Consider the following 21,101-nt stretch of genomic DNA (forward strand, 5'->3'; position numbering starts at 1 on the left):
ACCCGGCCGTCCTTACCCGGGGACCCGGCTGGGCTCCTCGTTCAGGAACAGCTGAAGCACCTGAACAGGCTTGCCCGGCTGGATCAGCTGCGCCCGGCCCGGCGGCAGGGTCCGGGCCCGAACCCCGTTAATCAGGGTTCCTTCCGCCCGGTCGCCGGAGAGGATCAGCGCGGCACTGCCGGAATCGCGCAGGGACGTGAAGAAGGGTTCATACATTCCCCGGCTCGCCCCGCGTACCCGGCGCGACAGGACGGCATGCAGCCCGATTTCAGGGGCAAGTGGCAGGAACGGGGTCAACCGGCTCAGCGGCGAGGAACCGCCGGCGGTCAGCACATCGTAGTCATCAATGACCAGCACGATGCGCGGCAGGCCGGCCAGCTCCGCCGGGCCAGCCGAGGTCCGCTTCTCCAGCTCCCCGGCGACCGCCGCTGCGAGCTTTTCCGCCAGGGCCGCGCTGGTGGCATAGCCGCCCAGCGATTCGCCGGGGACTTCCCCGGTGAGGCTGCGGCGGGGATCGAAGACCGCAAAGACGATGTCCTCGGGCTGATGCTGGGACGTCAGACGGCGGATGACGGACCGCAGGGCGTTGGTTTTGCCGGAAGCATCATCACCCATGATGAGCAAATGCCGTTCCCTGCCGTGCAGGTCAAGGATCTCGGTGCCGAGGTCGGCCTCGCGGAGACCCAGCGGTACGGAGGCCGCCGCTTCGGGGGTGGGGGCTGTATCAGCGGAAACAGAGGCAGGCAGAATCCGAACCTGCATGGCACGCTCGCGGGTGGCCGCCGCTACGGCAGCCACCAAATCCTGCAGGCTGCTCGCGGCGGAACCGTCATCTGTCCCGGCATCGATGCGCGGCAGGGCGAAATGGCCCTGCAGCTTGCGGTCCGTCAGTGACCGCCCGGGGCTTCCGGGGCTGACGGCTTCGGCCATCTTGCGTCCGTGGGCGGACTCCCCGGGATCGGCCAGCCGCAGTTCAATCCGGTTACCGAAGAAGCTCTGCTGCGAGATCCGGATCTCATTCATCCGTGAGCACGTGGCGATGACGTGAATGCCGTAGCCGGCACCGCGGCTGATCAGTGCGTGGACCGGCTTTTCGATGTCCTCGAATTCGTCGCTGAGCTGCCCGTAGCCATCCAAAACCAGGACGATGTCGGCGCTGGGAAGCTCCGGGATCCCGCCGTCGACGCACCGCCGGCGGAGGGTGGGCAGCGAGTCCACCTGGTATTTCTCAAAGAGGTGTTCGCGGTGGGCCAGCATGGCCAGGAGTTCATCCACTGTCCGGCGGACGACCTCCCGGTTGGTGCGGACGGCCACCCCGCCCACATGGGGCAGCCCTTCCAGCGGCAGCAGGGCGCTGCCGAGCAGGTCGATGCCGTAAATACCCACCTCCGCCGGACTATGGGTCAGTGATAACGCCGCAACGATGGTGCGCAGCGCCGTGCTTTTCCCGGTTTGAGGGCCGCCCACAATGGCAGCATTGCCGCCGTTGGCTGCCAGATCCAGCTCCCACACGCCCTGCCACTGCTTGGCCGGGTCATCCAGCAGTCCCACGGGGATCCGCAGGGATCCGCCGCAGGCAAGACGCAGGCTCTTCTCGGCGGAGAGTCCGCCGGCGGCCTGGTCCAGCGCAATGCCGCGGGGCAGCGGCGGCAGCCAGATGGGGTCCACCGCCCGCGGGAACATGGAAAGAGTGTCCATGAGCGTGGACAGGACGGTGGGTCCGGTGGTGCGTTTGGAGGCCGACGTCGATGCCGGGCGCGCGTCGTTGGCCGCGGGTTGTGCCTCGAGGGACGCGGCATAACGGGGGACCTGCAGGACCTGCGGCGACAGGCCGGCGTCGTCCTGCGCGGTTTCCTGCGCGGCTTCCAGAGGGCCGGAAACATAACCGGCCTTGAAACGGGTGTACGTGGTGGTGTCCACCTTCAGGTATCCGAAGCCGGGCACCGGAGGCAGATGGAAGGCATCGGGGGTGTCCAGCACCGTGCGGGATTCGCCCTCCGAAAGGGTCCTTAGCCCAATCCGGTAGGACAGATAGGTGTCCAGGCCGCGGAGTTTGCCGGCCTCAATCCGCTGGCTTGAGAGCAGCAGGTGCACGCCGATGGAGCGGCCGATGCGGCCAATGGACAGGAAGAGCTCAATGAAGTCCGGCCGGGCAGTGAGGAGCTCGCCGAATTCGTCAATGATCACCACCAGGTGCGGCAGCGGGGCCGGCTCCCGTCCCTGTAACTTCAATTCCTGCCGGTACAGCTGATAGTCCGTGATGTTGGCAAGGTTGCCGGCCGCTTTGAGGACTTCCTGCCGGCGCTGGATCTCGCCCGCAAGGCTGGCGTACACGCGCTCGATCAGGCTGACGTCATCGGAGAGGTTGGTGATGACGCCGGCCACCTGCGGGGCACCGGCGAACGGGGCAAACGTGGCACCGCCCTTGTAATCGACGAGCACCATGGCCAGGACGTCGGGCGAGTGCGTCGCCAGCAGGCCCACCACCATGCTCCGCAGCATCTCGGACTTGCCGGAACCGGTGGCACCCACACACAGGCCGTGGGGCCCGTGACCAAACTGCGCGGACTCCTTCAAATCCAGCAGGGCCGGCCTCCCGCGGTCATCGGGTCCCAGCGGCACCCGCAGGAAGTCCACCTCGCCGCGGGGCTTCCACAGCCGCCGGATGTCCGCTTCGTCCAGCTGGGGTGAAAGCCCCAGCATTTCCAGGAATCCCTGGGCGGTTTCACTGCTGTCATGCTCCAGGGAATCCGGCGAGAGCCGAAGCGGGGCGAGCTCACGGGCCAGGGCCTCCGCGAGGGGCAGCGGAAGATCGTCCAGGCGGCCGCGTTCGACGGCGGGAAGCACCGCGTCCCCCCGGTAGTTTTCCACGATGAACGCGCCGTCCGGACCGTCGCGGTCTTCGCTGATCCGCACCGAGACTTCTCCCGGTTCCTGATTGCGCTCCGCGACCAGGAACACCGTGGTGATGCCCAGGGAACCGGCCGAGGCTTCCTGGTCCGGCACCTGCAGTTCCGACGGGAGCAGACCGTAGGAGTCGCTGAGCACCAGGAGCCGGGGCAACGCGGTGCCCACGCCGCCGCGCAGGAAGTTCTTGCGGGACTCGGCTGCCAGGGTGGAGCGCCGGTGCAGGTCTTCGCTGATTACGTCGCTGAGGTCTTCCGCAGTGGGAGCCAGCCGGCGGATGGGTCCGGTGGCATGGCTGGAACTCTGGTCCGCGAGATGGGGGAGCCAGGTGGCCCACTCCCAGTCGTCCCGCCGGTCAGGCGGTGCGATGAGGGCAAGGTGCAGGTCCTCGGGTGAATGGAACGCCGCGCCTTCGGTGAGCAGGAGCCTGGCTACCCGGGCAACAAACCGGCGGGACCCCACCACTGAGACGTTTCCGGCGCAGTCCAGCGGAACGGTCAGCGGCAGTTCGGGACTGGATTCGTAGCGCTGTTTGAGGATCTCCACCTCGGTGGTCATGAAGGTGTCTGCCTGGGCCAGGGCCGAGCCGGAGCTTTGAATGGTGATGTCCCGGTTGTGCCGGGAGCCGGTGCCAATCCGGACCTGGAGGAAATCCTCGTTGTGCCGGCGGCGTTCCCAGAGCCGTTTGGTATCCCTGATGATGTCAAACAGTGCATCCGGCGGCGGGCTGGAGGTCCGGGCCACGGCAAGGGCGGCCTGCTCGTCCGAGCGCAGCGTGGTGCGGCAGCGTTCCAGGTACTCCAGATAGTTCTCCCGTTGCTCCCGGCGCTGTTTTCCCTGCCTGCCGCGCTGGCTGAGCATCATCAGGACAGAGGCAATGATCGTAACGATCATCATCAGCGCTCCCACGGCCGCCAGGGGCGAGCCGCGGAAGAGCATCATGACGGTCATCGAGACGCCGGCACCCAGCAGGGGAACCAGGGACATCATGTTCATGCCGGTTTTGCCGCCTTCCACGGGAGGCGGGGCATCCAGGGAGAACGCCTCCATGGTTCGTGCCGGAGCGGTGGTCCGTGCGGGCCGGTGCAGGATTCTGGTGCTCATGCCGGAGTTCTCCTCGCCTGCGCAAATCCGGCAGATCCGGCAGATCCGGCAGATCCGGACCGTCGCGGGCCGGGTCCCGGGCCGGACACGGCAAGGGACAGGACCCGCGACGCCAGGGACACCGCTTCAAGGCGGGTCCGGCGGGCCAGCAGGGCAGGACTTACGGCGGTTCCCGCTGCCAGATGCCGGTCATAGCTCACATGGGCAGCGTCGATGCCGGCACGGCGGAGGCCGGCGGCCTGCCGGGACGCGGACAAAGCGCCGTCCCTGGTGCACTGGACCACCAGCACCAGGAGGGGGACAGAGCCGAGGAGCGGATCGAGGTGCCAACCCGCGGAGTATTCGACGGCGTCCGCCACTCCCGCGGCGCTGGCCGGAGTGACGAAGAGAGCCAGATGGGAGCTTTCCAGGGCCCAGCGGGCCGCCGGAGCTCTGAGCCCTGCGCCGCAGTCGAAAACCGTGATGGGGCAGTAGCGGGAAACTATCCGGGACAGCAAAGAGGCTGCGGCGTCGGCAGCAACCTGACCGGTTCCTTCGGAAACGCGGCGGGACGGAATGCCGGGTGCACCGGAGGAAACGCCGTCGAACACCCCGCCGTCATCCTGGCCGCCGGAGAGATTCCGGGCGAGGGGACCGGCGGGTGTCCATGCCGGCGCCGTCGTCCCCGCCGCGGTGCTGCCGGCAACCGAAGTCCCCACGCCCGCACCTGCCCGGGCATGGGGGCTCCGGCGTCCGGTGACCAGCAGATTGGCGGGCCCCGCAACCGCCAGCAGGCCCGCCAGCTGCGCCATCGTGGCAGGGGGATCGGCGTCCATCCGGGCAGCAACGGCTTCCAGCGACGGAGCGTCCGGCACCCCGAGGCGAAAACCTAGCGTTCCGCTTTCCGGCGCATTGTCGACGGCGGCCACGGCGTCGGCACGCATGGCCGCGTAAATCCTGGCCAGCAGTGCCGCCGAGGTGGTTCTCCCCGCCCCGCCGCGGGATCCTACGACGGCGATGCGGCGGCCCGTGGTGACCGGCAGCTGGGAACCGGCCGCTGCTTCTGCGAGCCGGCGCGGGTAGTCATCACCGCGGAAAAGATCGGCCGAACCGGTGAGCACGCGGCGCAGCCCGGATTCGGCAGGGCGGGGCACGTTCATGAGAAGCTCCCGGCCAGCTGGCTAAACAGACCAAACATGCCGGCGGTCAGGGGAACGGAGGCCAGGATGGATAAGGTTTCCATCCGCTTGGCCAGCAGACGGAACCGTGCCTGGGTATGGTCGGGGAGCGTGGACGTCAGCGAAACTGCCGCGGTGGCCGCGATCAGCAGCACTGCCACCCCCACAGCCCAGGGCTGGCCGGGCAAGACCCGCAGCGCAGCCGGTGCTGCGGAGCCGAGTCCGACGGCGACGGCGAGGTAGAGCGCAATTCGCTGCGGAGCCAGGGGAAAGGACCGGGTGCGCAGGACGAGGGCCAGGGTCAGGGCCAGCAGCAGCGGCAGCGTCCAGTTCTGATCACGGGTGTCCGTGCCCAACAGCCACAGTCCGGGAGCCAGGCACAGCGCTGTGATGACGGTGCCCAGGGTCAGCCCGCGGTGTGCGGCGGCCACCGCGTCCCGGGCATCGGTGCGGGCGATGGAACCGCCCTTCGCCCGCTGGTCATCCAGTGTGGCAAGACCGGACGACGCGAGTGCCAGCTTGGGCAGCAGCCCCAGGATGACCGTGCCGGCCAGTGCAGCCAAGGCGGCGGCCCGGACGGCGTCCCCGGTGAGCGCACCGGCAGCGGCCCACACTCCTGCGGCCAGGACCAGCGTTGCGGCAGCGCTGAAAAAGGCGCGCGGCTGGGCGGAGAAGGTTCCCAGACCTGCCAGCCCCAGGACCGAGAGCCCGGCCACGATCAGGGCAGCGGCGGGAAGCCGCGACGGATCGCCGTCGTAAACATGGACGGTACCGCCCAGACCGGCAAGCCACCCCGCTCCGAGCAGGGTGGTGCCAAGGGCGCTGCGCGGCTGCAGCTGCCCCGCGGAAGTGCCGGCGGCCAGCCCGAGCAGTGACAGGGCCAGCAGCATCCACCAGGCGGAATCCGGAGCCAGTGCCGCCAGCAGGATTTCGGCGCCGGTCCAGATGCCTGCCGCCATGAAGGTCCCGGCGGTGAGAGCACTGAAACGGCGGTTCCACCGGCCGCCCACAGCACTGGTTTCATCCACCACCAGATCGGTGATGTCATAGACGACGGCGGCCGGCGGAGCTTCCGCGGCGTTGCACAGCAACAGCGATGAACCGTCCAGGACCCGGGCCTGGTTCAAGGACTGTCCGGCGCGGAGTTCCGTGCCGTCACCGGCGACGAGTACCTTGGCCGCCACCTGCGCGGCGGGCACATCCTCCAGCAGGTTCAGGACCTGGGGAAGGAGAAGCCCTACCGGCTCGTCGGAGGGCAGGAGCAGGTCAACGTGTTTCCGTGCGCCGATCAGGGTGACACGGGTAAAGGGATGGGCCATCGTGGTCAGGCCCCGGACCGGTGGTACTCGGTAAACGGCTGGGACAGGGCACTGCCCTGGCGCTGCGTTTGATCCTCCTGCTTGGCACGGTTTTCGGCCAGCAGGTTGCTGACAAAGGAATACCCCACACAAACCGCGGCAATGACTGCGGCCGCCGCGACGCTAAGGAGGAAGAGGCGGACGCTGTCCATCCAGCGGCGCTCGTTCGGGTTCTCCCCAAAGAGCAGGGCCGTCAGCAGCCGCTGCCGGCGCACGGTGACGGACTCGATGAGCTGATTGTCGTAGTCGCTGGCCATGAAGGTCCCCTCGCCCTTTGGACACGTTGGCTACATCCTTGCACCGCGGACATGATTTCGGTGCGGTCAGGGCGAAGCTGGGGACAACCCTGTGGACGGCTGCCGGAGACTAACGTTGTGCAATCCTGTACCCGGTGCTAAGTCTTGTTGGACCATCCCGCACCGAAGGAGATCTCATGAGCACCAACCCCGGCCCTGAAGAGCGCAACCTCAGCGAATGGAGCCGCCGCCTGACGCAGGCGCTGCAAATCCTGGACCTGGAAGTGGATCACAAAATGCTGGTGGACCTGGCCGAGGAATCGTCCGAGAATGTGGGCCCGCACGCCGGTCTCATCAGCACATTCCTCGTGGGATACGCCGCCGGCCTGTCCAAGACCAGCGGTCGAAAGGCCGCGGAGGAAGCAGTCCAAACAGCTGCCGACACTGCCTTCCAGCTCGCGGCCACAGGTTTGGAAGGACCGGAGGGCCAGGGATGGAAGGACTCCGCCCAGTAACAGGCGGGTAGAGGAAAAGGCGGGAGCTTCTCCGGTGGAGAAGCTCCCGCCTTTTTGCGGAGTGCTGAAGTTCTTAGCCCCCTTGTGCGCCTCCGGGACCGGGACCTAAGCCGGAGCCCGGGTCTTGAAGTCTTCGGCCTGTTCGTGTGCCGGGTCGAGGTTGGGCTCAACGCGCACGAGGACAGTCTTGGACACGGGGGTGTTGCTGCCTTCGGCCACATGGTCCATCGGGACCAGAACGTTGGCCTCGGGGTAGTAGGCGGCAACGCAGCCCTTCGGCGTGGGATACGAGACCACGCGGAACTTGCGCAGGACCCGCTTCACGCCGTCGTGGTGTATTCCGTGGATATCGACGTACTGCCCGTCAGCCAGGCCCAGCTCCGTGATGTCCTGAGCATTCATGAACAGCACATGCCGCCCCCCGCGGATACCCCGGTAGCGGTCATTGTGCCCGTAGATGGTGGTGTTCCACTGATCGTGGGAGCGCAGTGACTGCAGGATCAGGGTGCCCTCGGGGCGTTCAACGGCTTCCAGATCATTGACCGTAAGGACCGCCTTGCCGGTGGGCGTGGGGAAGGTCCGTGAATCACGCGGTCCGTTGGGCAGGACAAAGCCGCCCTCGTGGCGGATCCTCTCGTTGTAGTTGTCGCAGCCGTCGACGACGCGGCCGATATGGTCGCGGATCAGGTCATAGTTCTTTTCGTAGCCCTCCCAGTCGGCGTCGATCCGATCACCGACCACCAGCGCTCCGAGGCGGGAAACGATGGCGGGTTCGGACAATAGATTCTCCGATACGGGGGTCAGATTTCCCCGGGAAGCGTGCACCACGCAGACGGTGTCTTCCACCGAGACGAACTGCGGACCGCTTTCCTGGATGTCCTGTTCCGTGCGTCCCTTGGTGGGCAGGATCAGCGCTTCCTCGCCCGTGATCAGGTGGGAGCGGTTCAGCTTGATGGAGATCTGCACCGTCATCTCGGTCTTCTGCATGGCAGCTTCGGCAAACTGTGTGTCGGAGATTGCCGAGATGAGGTTTCCACCCAGCGCCACGAAGACCTTGATGTGTCCCTCCTGCATCTTGTAGAAGGTTTCGACGGCGTCGACGCCGTGGTCGCGCGGGGGATCGAAGTTGAACTCCTTGCCCAGGGAATCCAGGAAGGCCGGCGGCATCTGCTCCCAGATGCCCATGGTGCGGTCGCCCTGGACATTGCTGTGCCCGCGGATGGGGGCAGCTCCGGCTCCGGGTTTGCCGATGTTGCCGCGCAGCAGCAGGAGGTTGATGATCTCCTTGATGGTGGGCACGGCCTTCTTTTGCTGGGTGATGCCCATGGCCCAGCAGATGATGACCTTCTCCGCCCGCAGATACCGGTCGGCGAGTTCGTTGATTTCTTCGATGGGCAGGCCGGTTGCCTCTACAACGGTCTGGTCATCCAGGTGCACCAAGTGCTCTTTGAGGTCGGCCAGGCCTTCGCAGTGCTTTTCCAGGAAGTCGTGGTCCAGGACAGTGCCCGGGTTCTTCTCCTCGGCTTCGAGGACCCGCTTGGAGATGGCCTGCAGCAGGGCCATGTCTCCGCCCAGGCGGATCTGGAGGAACTGATCGGCCAGTTCCGTTCCCTTGCCGGCAATGCCGCGGACTTTCTGCGGGTTCTTGTACCGGCGCATGCCGGCCTCGGGGAGCGGGTTCACGGCAACGATGCTGCCGCCATTGCGCTTGCATTCCTCCAGCGCGGTCAGCATGCGCGGATGGTTGGTTCCCGGGTTCTGGCCCATCAGGATGATCAGGTCCGCCTTGCCGAAGTCATCGTAGGTGACCGTGGCCTTGCCGATGCCGATGGTCTGACCCATGGCCCAGCCGGAGGACTCGTGGCACATGTTGGAGCAGTCGGGCAGGTTGTTGGTGCCAAAGCCGCGCACCAGCAGCTGATACAGGAAGGCGGCCTCGTTGGAGGTGCGGCCGCTGGTGTAGAACGCGGCCTCATGCGGTGAATCCAACCCGTTGAGCTTGTCCGCCACGATGCGGAACGCTTCATCCCAGCTGATCACGCGGTAGTTGTCCTCACCGGCCGGTTTGTAGACCGGCTCCGTCAGCCGGCCCTGCATGCCCAGCCAGTATTCAGTACGGCCGCGAAGCTCAGTAATGCTGTGCTCGGCCCAGAATTCGGAGGGAATGATGACGGGGGAGGCCTCCCATGTGACGGCCTTGACGCCCTCTTCGCAGTATTCGAATTTGCTGCGGTGCGTCGGGTCCGGCCAGGCGCAGCTGGGGCAGTCAAAGCCGTCCTTCTGGTTCATCTTGAACGTGGCTTCCAGTGCCCGCTTGGCGCCCATGTGCTGCACGGCAGGTTTCAGCGAGTGATAGACGGCAGGAATTCCTGCTGCCCATTCCTTCGGAGACGTAACTTGTATGTCCTTCTCATCCACGTTTTCAACGCGGGGTTCCTTCCGGGTCATTCCGTACATCCCTTCGCCGTCCTGCCCTATGCAGTTTCGAACCCGGTCCTTCCCGGCCGAAACGCCTCATCCGTACAAATAGGCCTAGCAGGTGCGGTATCGCATAGCAAGGTTTCCGCCGACGCGCCGCCGAGAACTTCTTTTCCGGACCGGCTCCAAAGGCGGACATCCCGGGCTCCTGCCGACACCGCGCGGTTATCCACAGGTGCGGATCATTGCATGGCTTTTTGGGATGCCTCCACGTTGGATGGTGCCACAGGCAGGCGGACGGGCAGTCCCGAAAGGGGTGCGGCGGATCCGGTGCCGGAGGAAACCGGAACGGACGAGGGCGCAGTACGCGCCGAAAGCAGGCAGTGATGAAATTCGATATGGGTTCACAAACGCTGGGAACGCTGACACAGCAAACGGGATCTTCACACGAGGACCTGGGACAGCTGGTGCGCTCGCTGGTGCAGGCAGTGGCTCCGCTGGAGGGCAAATTCAACGGTTCGGGCCGGGTGAAGTTCGACGAATTCAAGGCACGCACGGATGAAGTGGCCAATGAATTGAACGGGTCCCTCGCCGCCATCCTGCTGGGACAGTCGGAAATGGACAGGTCCTTCCAAATGGGAGACCAGGAATCCGCGGACAATGCCCAGCAGCAGCAGGGAGCGGCAAGCTTTGATGCTGCCCGCTTCGGTTCCTCCCGCTGACATCACCCTAATTCCCAGCAGGTAACTGATAGTTTTCGAAAGGATTTGCCATGTCCCAGGATCGTTTGAGTTATGACACCGATACCTCCGCCGCTGTGCAGGGGGATATCCAGTCCATTGTTGCCCAGCTCGAATCGCTGATCGGCGAGCGGGAAAAAGCGGTCAACTCGGCCATGTCCGACTTCTCCGCCGACGGTGTTTCGGAGGAGTACCAGGCCGTGGAAAACCGCTTCCGCAATGCCGCCAATGAAACCCGCACCATTATCGGGCTGGTGAAGCAGACCCTGAACCTGAACGATCAGACAGCGTCCAGCGCCGGTGCCCGGGCCAAGGGAGCCGTGCAGAACATCGGCTGACGGGCGGCCGGGGGACGGGGGACGCGCGGCGGGGCAGCGGCCGGGAAGGCGGGACTGCCCCGGCGGCGTCGAATGGGGCAAGATTGATTAGGTGAGCACAGCCAAGACATCCCCGGAAACCATGGACACCGCAGCCGCCGTCGAATCGGTCAGCACTGACACCCCGCCCAGCGACAACCTGCGTGCGGAATACCAGGATCTTGCGGACCAGGTGCGCAAATACCGTTTCGCGTACTACAACGAAGACGCTCCGCTCGTCTCCGATGCGGAGTTTGACGAACTGTACCGGCGGCTCGAGGAACTTGAAGCGCTGCATCCGGAACTGGTCACCAATGATTCGCCCACCCAGGAAGTCGGCGGGGAGATCTCAGCGGCGTTCACTCCGGTGGAGCATCTTCAGCGCATGTACAGCCTGGAGGATGTCTTCTCGCTGGACGAACTGGATGCCTGGGTCCGCAAGGCCGAAGCGTCAGTGGCGAACATTGCCCCTGACGCCAAGATCAAGTGGCTGACGGAGCTCAAGATTGACGGCCTGGCCGTGAACCTTCTCTACCGCAACGGGGAGCTTGTCCGGGCGGCCACCCGCGGCGACGGCACCACCGGTGAGGACATTACGCACAACGTGCTCACGATCAAATCCATCCCGCGGGTGCTCACGGGAGAGGACATCCCTGCGGAAATGGAAATCCGCGGGGAGGTCTTCATTCCCTCCAAGGAGTTTGCCCGCCTGAACGAGTCCATGGTTGAAGCCGGGAAGGCGCCGTTCGCGAACCCGCGCAATGCCGCCGCCGGATCGCTGAGGCAGAAGGACCCCGAAGTCACTGCCCGGCGTCCGCTGAGCATGTATGTGCACGGCATCGGTGCACGTGCTGGTCTGGCAGCTGCCAGCCAGTCCGAAACCTACGAACTGCTGAAACAGTGGGGCCTGCCGACGTCGCCGTACTACAAGGTCCTGGACAGCTACGACGAAGTGCTCAACTACATTGCCGTCAACGGCGAGCACCGCCACGACCTCTCGCACGAGATCGACGGCATTGTGGTCAAGGTGGACGACTTCGCCCTGCAGCGCGCCCTCGGCCACACCTCGCGGGTTCCGCGCTGGTCCGTTGCCTACAAGTACCCGCCGGAGGAAGTGAACACCAAGCTCCTGGACATCCGGGTGAACGTGGGGCGCACCGGCCGCGTCACGCCCTACGGGATGATGACTCCGGTCTCCGTTTCCGGCTCGACCGTGGAAATGGCGACCCTGCACAACCAAGACGTGGTCAAGGCCAAGGGCGTGAAGATCGGCGACACCGTGGTGCTGCGCAAGGCAGGTGACGTGATTCCGGAAATCGTGGGTCCCGTCGTCGCCCTCCGGGACGGCAGCGAACGGGACTTTGTGATGCCCACGCACTGCCCTTCCTGCGGCACGGAACTGAAACCGGCGAAGGAAGGGGACGTGGACATCCGCTGCCCCAATGCCAAGTCCTGCCCCTCTCAGCTGCGGGAGCGCGTTTTCCACCTCGCCGGCCGCGGCGCTTTCGATATTGAGGCACTCGGCTGGGAGGCGGCCATTGCCCTGACGCAGCCCACCGAGCCCCAGATCCCGCCGCTGACCAGTGAAGCCGGCCTGTTTGACCTCAAGGTCGAGGATCTGGCCGATGTGCGGATTGAACGCCCCAAGCGGGTGAAGGGCGTGGTGGACGGCACCGAACTGGTTCCGTACTTCTATTCCAAGGGAACGGCCAAGAAGCCCTCCGAACCCACCGCCACCACCCGCAAGCTCTTTACCGAGCTGGAGAAGGCCAAGACCCAGCCGTTGTGGCGGGTGCTGGTGGCTCTGTCCATTCGGCATGTAGGGCCGACGGCGGCCCGCGCGCTGGCCACCGCGTTTGGTTCCATGGACGCTATCCGTGCCGCGTCGGAAGAGCAGCTGGCCCATGTCGACGGCGTGGGCCCCACCATCGCGGCGGCCCTGACCGAATGGTTCGCTGAGGACTGGCACCGCGAGATCGTGGACCGCTGGGCCGCTGCCGGGGTGCGGATGGCCGACGAACGAGACGAAACGATGCCCCGCACCCTTGAAGGCATGACCATTGTGGTCACCGGAACCCTGCCGAACTTCAGCCGCGACGAGGCAAAGGAAGCCATCATCACCCGCGGCGGGAAGGCCTCGGGGTCGGTCTCCAAGAAAACCGACTATCTGGTGGCGGGGGAGAACGCGGGCACCAAGCTGGACAAAGCGGAGTCCCTCGGTGTGCCGGTGCTGGATGAAGACGGCTTCCGCGCGCTGCTGGACGGCACGCTGTTGGAGGAGGACACGCGGCAGGAAGAGGGCCCGGCATGACGCCGCCGCTGCCGGACCGCGCTGCCGTTCCCGGAGACGATCCGCTGGAGCTTTTGGATGTGGCAAGGGAGGCTGCGGCGGCCGGTGCAGCCGTGCTTGCCCGCCGCACCGCCGACGGCCTGAACGCCGTGAACAAGAGTGCCGCCGGTGACTGGGTCACGGAGTTCGACACGGCCGCCGAGCGTGCCGTCCGCGAGGTCCTGGCCCGCCGCCGTCCGCAGGACGCGGTCACCGGAGAAGAGCTGGATGCCAGCGTGCCGGACAACGCCTCGGGCATCCGCTGGTCCATCGATCCGCTCGACGGCACCACCAACTTCATCCGCAACATCGTCTACTACGCCACCTCTGTGGCGGCAGTGAACGACGACGGCGTCTGGCTGGCCGGCGTCGTACACGCCCCGGCGCTGGTGCGGGTCTATTCGGCGGCCCGCGGCCACGGCGCCTGGCTGGCCGAACACGGCACTGTACGCAGACTGACGGGACCGGATCCGGAGCGGACCGGCAAACTGCTGGGCACCGGATTTTCCTATGACGGGGCAGTGCGCGCCGAGCAGTACGCGGCCCTTGCCGAGTTGGCGGCAGGGTATGCCGATGTCCGCCGGCTCGGATCCGCCGCCCTGGACCTGTGCATGGTGGCAGACGGAACCCTGGACGCCTATCTGGAGCGCGGGCTTAACGAATATGACTATGCCGCCGGTGCGCTGATTGCCGAAGAAGCCGGAGTTCCGGTGCGCAGGCCGGGGACTCCGGGCAGCGATACCGAGCGGCTTCAGGCAGTGACCGCTGCCGGTGCCGCAGTCGGGGCCTGAACCGGGGCTCAGCGGTACCCGTTGGAACCGGCCTCCGACCGGGCAGCTGCATCAGGAAGGCTCCGCGCCGCCACGATGATTTCCCGGCTGGAGGCGGGATGCAGCGGCCCGCCGTCCCAGTCGCCGTACCAGTCCACCTCGCTGAATCCGGCCTTCTCCAACAGCCGGGCCAGCACACCCGCGGGAGTGAATTTGAGGGTGCTCCGGCTGGCAAAGTGCGCGCCGTCGGCCAGGAAACGGGTGCGGTCCTCGAAGGTGACCACAACACCGTCGGGCTCCTCCGCTGCGGCAATCAGCTCCCATTCAACTTCCAGCGTCCCGGCCGAGGATTCCTGCAGCTTCGGCCCCGCACTGCTGCTGTCCCACTCCAGCCAGGCCCTGGCTGCCGGGTTCCGGGACTCAAAGAAGAAGGTTCCGCCGGGCGTCAACCGGGAGCGCACCGCCTCCAGTGTTGACAGGATCTCAGCTTCGGTGAGCAGGCATTGAAACGCATGGCCGGTCATGACCGCGGCGTCGAAGGGGCCAGCGGGCAGATCGGCCGCTGTCCCCTCCAGCCAGGTGACCAGCTCGGCGCCGTCGCGCGAACGGGCCGCAGCCAGCATTCCCGGAGCCGGATCAATGCCCGTGACGGTATGGCCGGCGCGCGCCAGCTCCACCGCAAAGCTGCCCGTGCCGCAGCCAACGTCGGCAATCCTCAGTGGACCTAACTGTTCGCTGAGCGTGCCCAGCATCCCTGCATAAAAATCGACGTCCCATCGGCCGGCGTTGTCCTCGTCGTAGAGGGCCACCAAACGCGGCTCGTTGTAGTGCGCGTCAACCACTGAAAGTCCCCGGTTCTTCTGTATGCAAAGAAATGCTGTGTGCACAGGAGTTTCCTGCAGTATCAGTTGGCGTGCGATCAGTGAGCATGCGGGGCGCCGATGGTATGGAGCAGGGTATGCAGCGATTCATCCACCAGCCGGTAGCGGTGCTCACGGCCAACTTTGTCCACCACCGCCCACCCCCGGTCCCGTAGCGGGCGCAGTGATTGGCTGACCACTGTCTGTGACACCCCGGCGGCGGCGGCCAGCCGGGTCACCGAGATATCCGGACTGAAGTGCAGGCACAGCAGCAGCTTAAGCCGGGTCGGATCGGAAATCAGGTCAAAACGGGCGGCCCATCCCGGCACATCCACGGTGCCGGGAACGTCAGCTACAGCGTCGATGACGGCACCGGGCGGAAGGGGTCTCATACCTCGAAATCCTCGCACACCTCGCATACCTCTGAATCCTTGCAGAGCGCCGCCACACCGCACAACGGGGTCAGCACCCGGGGGAAGGTAACGCAAAGACAAGTTTCAGAGCGTTTTTGGGCGGAGAGGATGGTGCCGGGGTAGGTATTGATTCATCGTTATGTGCATAGGCATGCATACGTCGTCAGGAGCCCACATGTCAGGAATCCGGTGTCGGGACCTGCCCCGAGTAGCAGCAGCAGCCCTGCTGCTGACCGTCGTGGCCGGTTGCGTAGCGGCCCCGGAGGAGTCCCCGGACGAGTCCCCGGACGGCGCAGCCCTGGTGCTTGCGGATACAAATGAACTTGGCCGGTTCAATCCCGTGGGAGGCCATGGAGACAGCGGACAGTCGCAAATCTATGACGGGCTCCTGCGGCTCGCGCCCACTGACGGTTCCTCATCCCTGCCGGACCTCGTCCCCTGGCTGGCAACAGAGATGCCGCAGAGCAACGCCGAAGGCACCCAATGGACTGTCCGTCTCCGCGACGGCGTGGAGTTCACCGACGGCACTGCCCTGGACGCCGAAGATGTTGCTGCCACCTATAAGGCCGTCATCGACCCGGCCTCGGCCTCCGAACTGGCCCCTTCCTATGACATGCTTCAGGACGTCACCGCCGGACCGGACGGAACCGTCACCTTCACCCTGAAATATCCTTACTCGGGATTCGCCAGCCGGCTGCTGCTGGGCATTGCGCCGTCGGAGCGGTTGACGCCAGGGCTGGCCGCCGAATCATCCCTGAACACCGACCCGGTGGGGACAGGCCCCTATACGCTCACGTCGCTGCGCCCCGATGAGCTGGTCCTGAGCGCCAATGAGGACTACTGGAACGGTGCCCCCGAAGTGAAAACGGTGACGATCGTCCGCATGCCCGATGACAACTCGCGGGCCCAGCGGCTTCAGTCGGGAGAGATTGACGGAACCGTCCTGCCGCCGCGGCTGGCCGCAGCATACGAGGATAAGCCCGGGTATTCCCATGAAGCCGTGGGCACAGCTGACTGGCGGGGACTGTCCCTGCCCTCCGGCAACGCCTTCGCCAGCGATCCCCAAGCGGTTCTGGCCATGAACCTGGCGGTTGACCGCGCGGGCATGGTGGACCATGTACTGGACGGCCGCGGCGTTCCCGCGCACACCCCGGTGGCAGCCGTCTACGGGAACGCCTTCGATCCGGAGGCCGTCTTTCCGTTTGACCCCGAGGGGGCCAAAGCGCTCCTCGACGATGCCGGCTGGGTCGCGGGTGAGGATGGAGTGCGGACCAGGGACGGTGTGCGGGCGGCCTTTGAACTGGCGTACAACGCCAGTGACACCCTCCGCCGGGACCTGTCGCTGGCGTTTGCCTCGGACATGTCCAAGCTCGGCGTGGACGTCACGCTTCTCGGGACAGACTGGAACGTGATCGAGGAACGGCGCAACGACGTCGGAATCCTCCTGGGCGGCGGCGATAAACCCTATGACCTGGATTCGCAGCTGTTCGAGACCCTGCATACGGCAGTTCCGGGAACAGGTTCACCCTTTGCCAATCCGGGCAACACCGGCAGCGCTGAAATGGACGCCCACCTGGAGGCAGCCCGGAAAAGTGCGGATCCCGCAGAACGTACAGCCCACTACCGGGCCGTCCAGGACCTGTACATCCAGCAGCCCGGCTACGTCATGCTGGCCTTCATCAATCACAACTACATACAGCGGGATATGGGCTGGGAAAACGTCCAGACCGTCCTGGAACCGCATGCCCACGACGTCGGGTGGGGCTTCTGGTGGAGCCTGCGCGACTGGACGCGGGAGTAGCCGGTGCCCGCGGAAGCACCGTTGCTGCCGGGCCGGCGGGAGCGCCGCAGGCACCGGCGCGCGGATCTGCGGATCATCATCTTCCGCCGCTGCGTCCTCGCGGTGCCCGTGGTTCTGGGCGTGAGCCTGCTGGTTTTCCTGCTGGCCGGTATCTCGCCCTTCGATCCGCTGGCCGCCTACCTGGGGGACCGGTATGTGCAGGCGTCGGTTGAACAGCGGCGGCAGCTCACTGAGGCCCTCAACCTGGAGACCTCCTGGTTCTCCGCGTGGTGGCAGTGGATCGGTTCGGCGCTGACCGGTGACTTGGGCTATTCACGGGTGTTCCGGCAGCCGGTGACGGCGGTGCTGTCCGAACGCCTGCCCTGGACTCTGCTGGTCGCCGGAACCGGATTGTTCCTTGCCGTGGTCTGTTCACTCCTGACGGCAGTACGGTGCGCACACCGTCCGGGCGGACTGCTGGACCGGGCCGTGGGTGCCGCGGCGACCGTCCTCCAGGGGCTGCCCCCGTTTGTCATATCGCTGGGACTGCTGGGAGTCTTCGCCGTTGCCACCGGGTGGCTCCCCGGCGGAGGACTGACGGATCCCGGGGCCGAGCTCAGCGCAGGTCAGGTGGCACGGCACATGGTGCTGCCCGTCCTGGCCACAGCACTGTCGCAGCTGCCGTGGCTGGTGCTCTCCCTGCGTGCCTCCACGGCAGGGATCCTGGGGTCCGATGCCGTGCGCGGGGCCCGGCTCCGCGGGCTGTCCGAGAGGACCGTGGTCCGCAAACATGTGCTGCCCGCAGCGCTGGCGCCGTTCATCGCCGTGCTTGGATCCCGGCTTCCGGAAGTGATCGTTGGCGCCGTTCTGATCGAGACGGTGTTTTCCTGGCCGGGACTGGCTGCCGCCGTGGTGTCCTCAGCGCAGGCACTGGACTTTGCCCTGCTGGCTGCCCTCACGGTCCTGACCACCATCGCCGTTCTGGCAGCATCCCTGCTTGCGGACCTCCTGTACGTGCTGCTCGATCCGAGGGTGACCGCCGATGTCTAGTCCCAGAACTTCTAGTCCCAGAACTTCCAGTCCCAGAACTTCCAGTCCCGGAGGCGCCCCCGTTCTGCGCGAGGTGGTTCCCCCGGAGCGCAGCCGCGCCGGAAAGCGGGCCGGTGCCTTCCTGGGTGTAGCCGTGCTGGCCGGAATCGTTGCCTATGCCGTGCTGGTTCCGATGCTGGCGGGCACCGACCAGAAGCTGACCGATTTCAGCTCAGCCCGCCTGCCGCCGTCGTCCGCCCATCTGTTCGGAACAGACCATGCCGGCCGCGACCTGTTTGTCCGCCTGGCTTCCGGGCTGCGGGTCTCGCTGCTGATCGCCGTGCTCTGTGCAGTGCTGGCGATGGTCCTGGGCATGCTGGTGGGTGCGGTGTCGGCGGCGCTGGGCGGCCGCGCGGACCGGATCATCATGCGGTGCATCGATGCAGTCAATGCTGTTCCGCATCTGCTGCTGGGAGTGGTCATCGTGGCCATGTTCAGGGGATCGGTGACGGCCATCATTGCCTCGATCGCCCTGACGCACTGGACGCAGGTTGCAAGGATCGTCCGCGCAGAAGTTTTGTCCCTGCGCGGCCTTGAGTATGTGGAAGTGTCCTATCTCCTTGGCGGGACGCGGGCCCAGGTAATTTGGCGGCATTTCCTCCCCGCGGCTCTGGGACAGGGAACGGTGGCTACCGTGATGCTCCTGCCGCATGCCATCTGGCACGAATCCACCCTTTCCTTCCTGGGCCTTGGCCTGTCCCCGGACCGGGCCTCCCTGGGCACACTGCTCCAGGAGGCGCAGGCGGAAGTGATGCTCGGCGGATGGTGGGCGCTGGCGTTCCCCGCGCTGCTTCTCGTCTGTACCACCCTGGCAATCGCTGCCTGCGGGGCCGGGCTCGTATCCAAAACAGGAGGCCGGCCATGAGTGTTGCCATCAGGGCCAAAGGACACACAGTCCGGATACCGGTGAACATCCGCGGGAAGGCAGGGTGGGTGCACGCGGCTACCGACGTTGACTTCACCGCTTGCCGCGGCAGGGTCCATGCCGTCGTGGGGGAGTCCGGCTGCGGAAAGACAACCCTGGCCACTGCAATCCTCGGCATGCTGCCGGCGGGCACGCTGGCCGGGGGACAACTGGAATACGTTGACCGTGGCGGACGGGTGACAGCGCTGACCGGTGCGGGGCGTGCCGCGGCCGCCCGGACAGCCGGGCTGCGGGGGCGGGAGATCGGCTACGTGCCGCAGTCCGCCGCCACCTATCTCACTCCGGTCCGCCGGGTGGGAGCACAGCTGCGGGAAACACTTCGCGAGCTTCGGGGAACGGCCACCGCGCAGGAGCTGCTGGCCCGGGTCAATTTGGACCCGGCGGCGATGGACGCGTTTCCGCATGAGCTGAGCGGCGGCATGCTCCAGCGTGCAGCCCTTGCCTTCGCTCTTGCCGGGGACCCGGATGTGCTGGTGGCGGACGAACCGGTCTCCGGCCTGGACCCGCATCTGGCGCAGCTCACCCTGGGACTGCTTCGCGCCACAGCGGACGCCGGCACCGCCGTCGTCCTGATCACCCATGACCTGCAGGCGCTCGCCGAGTCCCGCACCGCCGACGAACTCTCCGTCATGTACGCGGGGCGGATCATTGAGACCGGTCCGGCCGCCCGGATCCTCACTGCGCCGGCCGAGCCCTACAGCATGGATCTGCTCGCGGCCCTTCCCGCCAACGGGCTGCATCCGATGCCGGGCCTGCCCCCGGAACTGACAAATCTGCCGCCGGACTATACGTACGCGGACCGGCTGCGGGCGGCCGCAGAACTGGAGGCGGATCTTGCCCGGTGAGCTGAGTGCGGTGGACGTGGGGTTCTCCTACGGCGGCAGGACGGTGCTGCGGAACGTGAGCCTGAGCATCGGGGCCGGCAGCCAAGTTGGTCTGGCCGGGCCCTCGGGCAGCGGCAAAACGACGCTGGCCCGGGTGCTGGCCGGCCTGATGCCGCCGTCGACCGGGCACGTGACCTGCAACGGTGCGACTGTCCAGGCGGCGGGTGACGGCGCAGTCGCCATGCTGTTCCAGTCTCCACGGCGGTCCTGCAGCCCCCGCATGACGCTGCGTGCAGTGATCGCCGAGGGGATGATGGGCAGTGGCCGCGGTTCCGGCCGGCGCAGGGAAGTGGACGCAGGCGTGCGGCAGGTCGCCGCCAGGGTCCAGCTGACCGGCGACCTGCTGGACCGGTATCCGCATGAGGTGTCCGACGGGCAGCTCCAGCGTGCCTGCCTTGCCCGTTCCTTGGCCGCCAGACCTGATTACCTCATCTGCGACGAGGCCACCGCCATGCTTGATGCCGCCACCACTGCCGCAGTGGTCCGGATAATCGGGGAGGAGGTCACTGCCCGCGGCCTCGGAGTCCTGGCGCTGAGTCATGACCGCGAGCTGCTGGATGCCTGGTGCGGGAGCATCACGCACCTTTCGTAAGTACCCGTTGCTGTGCGTGTGTTGTGCCGGTTCCGTGCGGCTTTAAGCCCTGAGGGGAGAGAGGCATGCGGGGGGCGGGACTTTCCGGGCAAGGCGCGGATAATTAGGAACACTTGCTTGGCATTTTCGGACCAGGAGGAATCCATGACCCGTAAGACAACTGCTGCCCCCCGGAAGACTTCCACTGCCGCAGCTGCGCGAGTCCCGGCGCCCAAGCGTCCCACCCCTGCCGATCTGGACACAGCCCATTTCGCCGAGCTGCTGGACGAGCGCATTGGCCAGGCCCGGGAAAAGATTGCCGCCGTCGTGGCGGACATCCGCGAAGTGACCCTGGCTGCCAAGGACACACCGGCCGACGACGAACATGACCCCGAGGGCTCCACCGTCTCCGTTGAACGTAACAATGAAATGGCACTGCTCGCCGCCGGTGAAGAGTCGCTGATTGAGCTGCTGGATGCGCGGGTCCGGCTGGACGAAGGCACCTACGGGGTGTGTGAAATGTGCGGCAATCCGATCCCTTCCGAGCGCCTGGAAATTCGGCCTGAAGCGCGCTTTTGCGTGACCTGCGCCGCGGCTGCCCGGCGCCGCTGACCGTGTGCCGCCGAACAGCCGTGTCCGGCATCACCGCCGGCGAGGGGCCGGTGATATGCGGAGCTAGAATCTACGGT

At 66.2% G+C, this 21,101-nt stretch carries 18 protein-coding genes; 11 read left to right on the plus strand and 7 right to left on the minus strand.

The features are described 5' to 3' along the window. Window positions 1–12: 12 nt before the first annotated feature. From eccCa to CXR03_RS14850, 4 genes are read right to left on the minus strand one after another with little or no spacing between them, the layout of a single operon-like run. The gene (gene eccCa / locus CXR03_RS14835; protein WP_104104504.1) at window positions 13–4,011 is read right to left on the minus strand and encodes a type VII secretion protein EccCa; all 3,999 of its coding nucleotides are present in this window, start codon (window positions 4,009–4,011) and stop codon (window positions 13–15) included. Continuing rightward, the gene (locus CXR03_RS14840) at window positions 4,008–5,150 is read right to left on the minus strand and encodes a hypothetical protein (protein ID WP_104104505.1); all 1,143 of its coding nucleotides are present in this window, start codon (window positions 5,148–5,150) and stop codon (window positions 4,008–4,010) included. The genes eccCa and CXR03_RS14840 overlap by 4 nt, the downstream gene beginning before the upstream one ends. Further along, window positions 5,147–6,487 (minus strand): EsaB/YukD family protein, encoded by a 1,341-nt coding sequence (locus CXR03_RS14845; RefSeq protein ID WP_104104506.1) that lies wholly within the window; start codon window positions 6,485–6,487, stop codon window positions 5,147–5,149. Before CXR03_RS14845 ends, CXR03_RS14840 begins: the two co-directional genes overlap by 4 nt. 5 nt (window positions 6,488–6,492) lie before the next feature. Next, complete coding sequence (locus tag CXR03_RS14850; protein ID WP_104104507.1) at window positions 6,493–6,783, minus strand: hypothetical protein; 291 nt, start codon at window positions 6,781–6,783, stop codon at window positions 6,493–6,495. 176 nt (window positions 6,784–6,959) lie between these two features. Between CXR03_RS14850 and CXR03_RS14855 the strand changes: the two genes are divergently transcribed. Further along, the gene (locus CXR03_RS14855) at window positions 6,960–7,277 is read left to right on the plus strand and encodes a DUF6457 domain-containing protein (protein ID WP_104104508.1); all 318 of its coding nucleotides are present in this window, start codon (window positions 6,960–6,962) and stop codon (window positions 7,275–7,277) included. Window positions 7,278–7,382: 105 nt separating this feature from the next. Here CXR03_RS14855 and CXR03_RS14860 read toward each other — a convergent pair whose 3' ends face one another. After that, entirely contained in the window at window positions 7,383–9,725 is a 2,343-nt protein-coding gene (locus tag CXR03_RS14860) for an FdhF/YdeP family oxidoreductase (protein ID WP_104104700.1), read from the minus strand. A gap of 356 nt (window positions 9,726–10,081) precedes the next feature. On the opposite strand from CXR03_RS14860, the gene CXR03_RS14865 reads away from it, so the two are divergent. The 4 genes from CXR03_RS14865 to CXR03_RS14880 all read left to right on the plus strand — a co-directional run bounded on the left by CXR03_RS14865 (window position 10,082) and on the right by CXR03_RS14880 (window position 13,911). Further along, entirely contained in the window at window positions 10,082–10,417 is a 336-nt protein-coding gene (locus tag CXR03_RS14865; protein ID WP_104055287.1) for a hypothetical protein, read from the plus strand. Window positions 10,418–10,467: 50 nt separating this feature from the next. Continuing rightward, window positions 10,468–10,773 carry a pore-forming ESAT-6 family protein gene (locus CXR03_RS14870; protein ID WP_104104509.1) on the plus strand — a complete coding sequence of 102 codons (306 nt, stop codon included), beginning with the start codon at window positions 10,468–10,470 and terminating at the stop codon, window positions 10,771–10,773. Between the two features lie 121 nt (window positions 10,774–10,894). After that, entirely contained in the window at window positions 10,895–13,102 is a 2,208-nt protein-coding gene (ligA, locus tag CXR03_RS14875; protein WP_104104701.1) for an NAD-dependent DNA ligase LigA, read from the plus strand. Continuing rightward, complete coding sequence (locus tag CXR03_RS14880) at window positions 13,099–13,911, plus strand: inositol monophosphatase family protein (protein WP_104104510.1); 813 nt, start codon at window positions 13,099–13,101, stop codon at window positions 13,909–13,911. Before ligA ends, CXR03_RS14880 begins: the two co-directional genes overlap by 4 nt. Window positions 13,912–13,919: 8 nt before the next feature. Here the strand turns inward: CXR03_RS14880 and CXR03_RS14885 are convergent, their stop codons facing one another. Next, window positions 13,920–14,732, minus strand: coding sequence for a bifunctional 2-polyprenyl-6-hydroxyphenol methylase/3-demethylubiquinol 3-O-methyltransferase UbiG (locus CXR03_RS14885; protein ID WP_219816256.1), 813 nt, complete (start codon window positions 14,730–14,732; stop codon window positions 13,920–13,922). Window positions 14,733–14,809: 77 nt separating this feature from the next. Continuing rightward, a complete protein-coding gene (locus CXR03_RS14890) occupies window positions 14,810–15,142 on the minus strand; it encodes a helix-turn-helix transcriptional regulator (RefSeq protein ID WP_104055291.1) in 333 nt (110 codons plus the stop codon). 196 nt (window positions 15,143–15,338) lie between these two features. Between CXR03_RS14890 and CXR03_RS14895 the strand changes: the two genes are divergently transcribed. The 6 genes from CXR03_RS14895 (at window position 15,339) to CXR03_RS14920 (ending at window position 21,024) form a co-directional block, all read left to right on the plus strand. Beyond that, on the plus strand, window positions 15,339–16,964 hold the full coding sequence (locus CXR03_RS14895) for an ABC transporter substrate-binding protein (RefSeq protein ID WP_104104511.1): 1,626 nt from the start codon (window positions 15,339–15,341) through the stop codon (window positions 16,962–16,964). A gap of 3 nt (window positions 16,965–16,967) precedes the next feature. Next, the gene (locus CXR03_RS14900; protein WP_258073670.1) at window positions 16,968–17,993 is read left to right on the plus strand and encodes an ABC transporter permease; all 1,026 of its coding nucleotides are present in this window, start codon (window positions 16,968–16,970) and stop codon (window positions 17,991–17,993) included. A 73-nt stretch (window positions 17,994–18,066) separates the two neighbouring features. Continuing rightward, window positions 18,067–18,897 (plus strand): ABC transporter permease, encoded by an 831-nt coding sequence (locus CXR03_RS14905; RefSeq protein ID WP_258073671.1) that lies wholly within the window; start codon window positions 18,067–18,069, stop codon window positions 18,895–18,897. Continuing rightward, window positions 18,894–19,802, plus strand: a complete 909-nt coding sequence (locus CXR03_RS14910) for an ABC transporter ATP-binding protein (RefSeq protein ID WP_104104513.1) — start codon at window positions 18,894–18,896, stop codon at window positions 19,800–19,802. The genes CXR03_RS14905 and CXR03_RS14910 overlap by 4 nt, the downstream gene beginning before the upstream one ends. After that, window positions 19,792–20,433: an ABC transporter ATP-binding protein gene (locus CXR03_RS14915; RefSeq protein ID WP_219816257.1), complete on the plus strand. Its 642-nt coding sequence runs from the start codon at window positions 19,792–19,794 to the stop codon at window positions 20,431–20,433. The genes CXR03_RS14910 and CXR03_RS14915 overlap by 11 nt, the downstream gene beginning before the upstream one ends. Before the next feature lie 144 nt (window positions 20,434–20,577). Next, a complete protein-coding gene (locus CXR03_RS14920; RefSeq protein WP_104104705.1) occupies window positions 20,578–21,024 on the plus strand; it encodes a TraR/DksA C4-type zinc finger protein in 447 nt (148 codons plus the stop codon). Window positions 21,025–21,101: the final 77 nt, after the last annotated feature.

This window comes from Arthrobacter sp. 08Y14 (genome assembly GCF_002929455.1).
GTDB classification, from domain to species: Bacteria; Actinomycetota; Actinomycetes; order Actinomycetales; family Micrococcaceae; genus Arthrobacter_B; species Arthrobacter_B sunyaminii.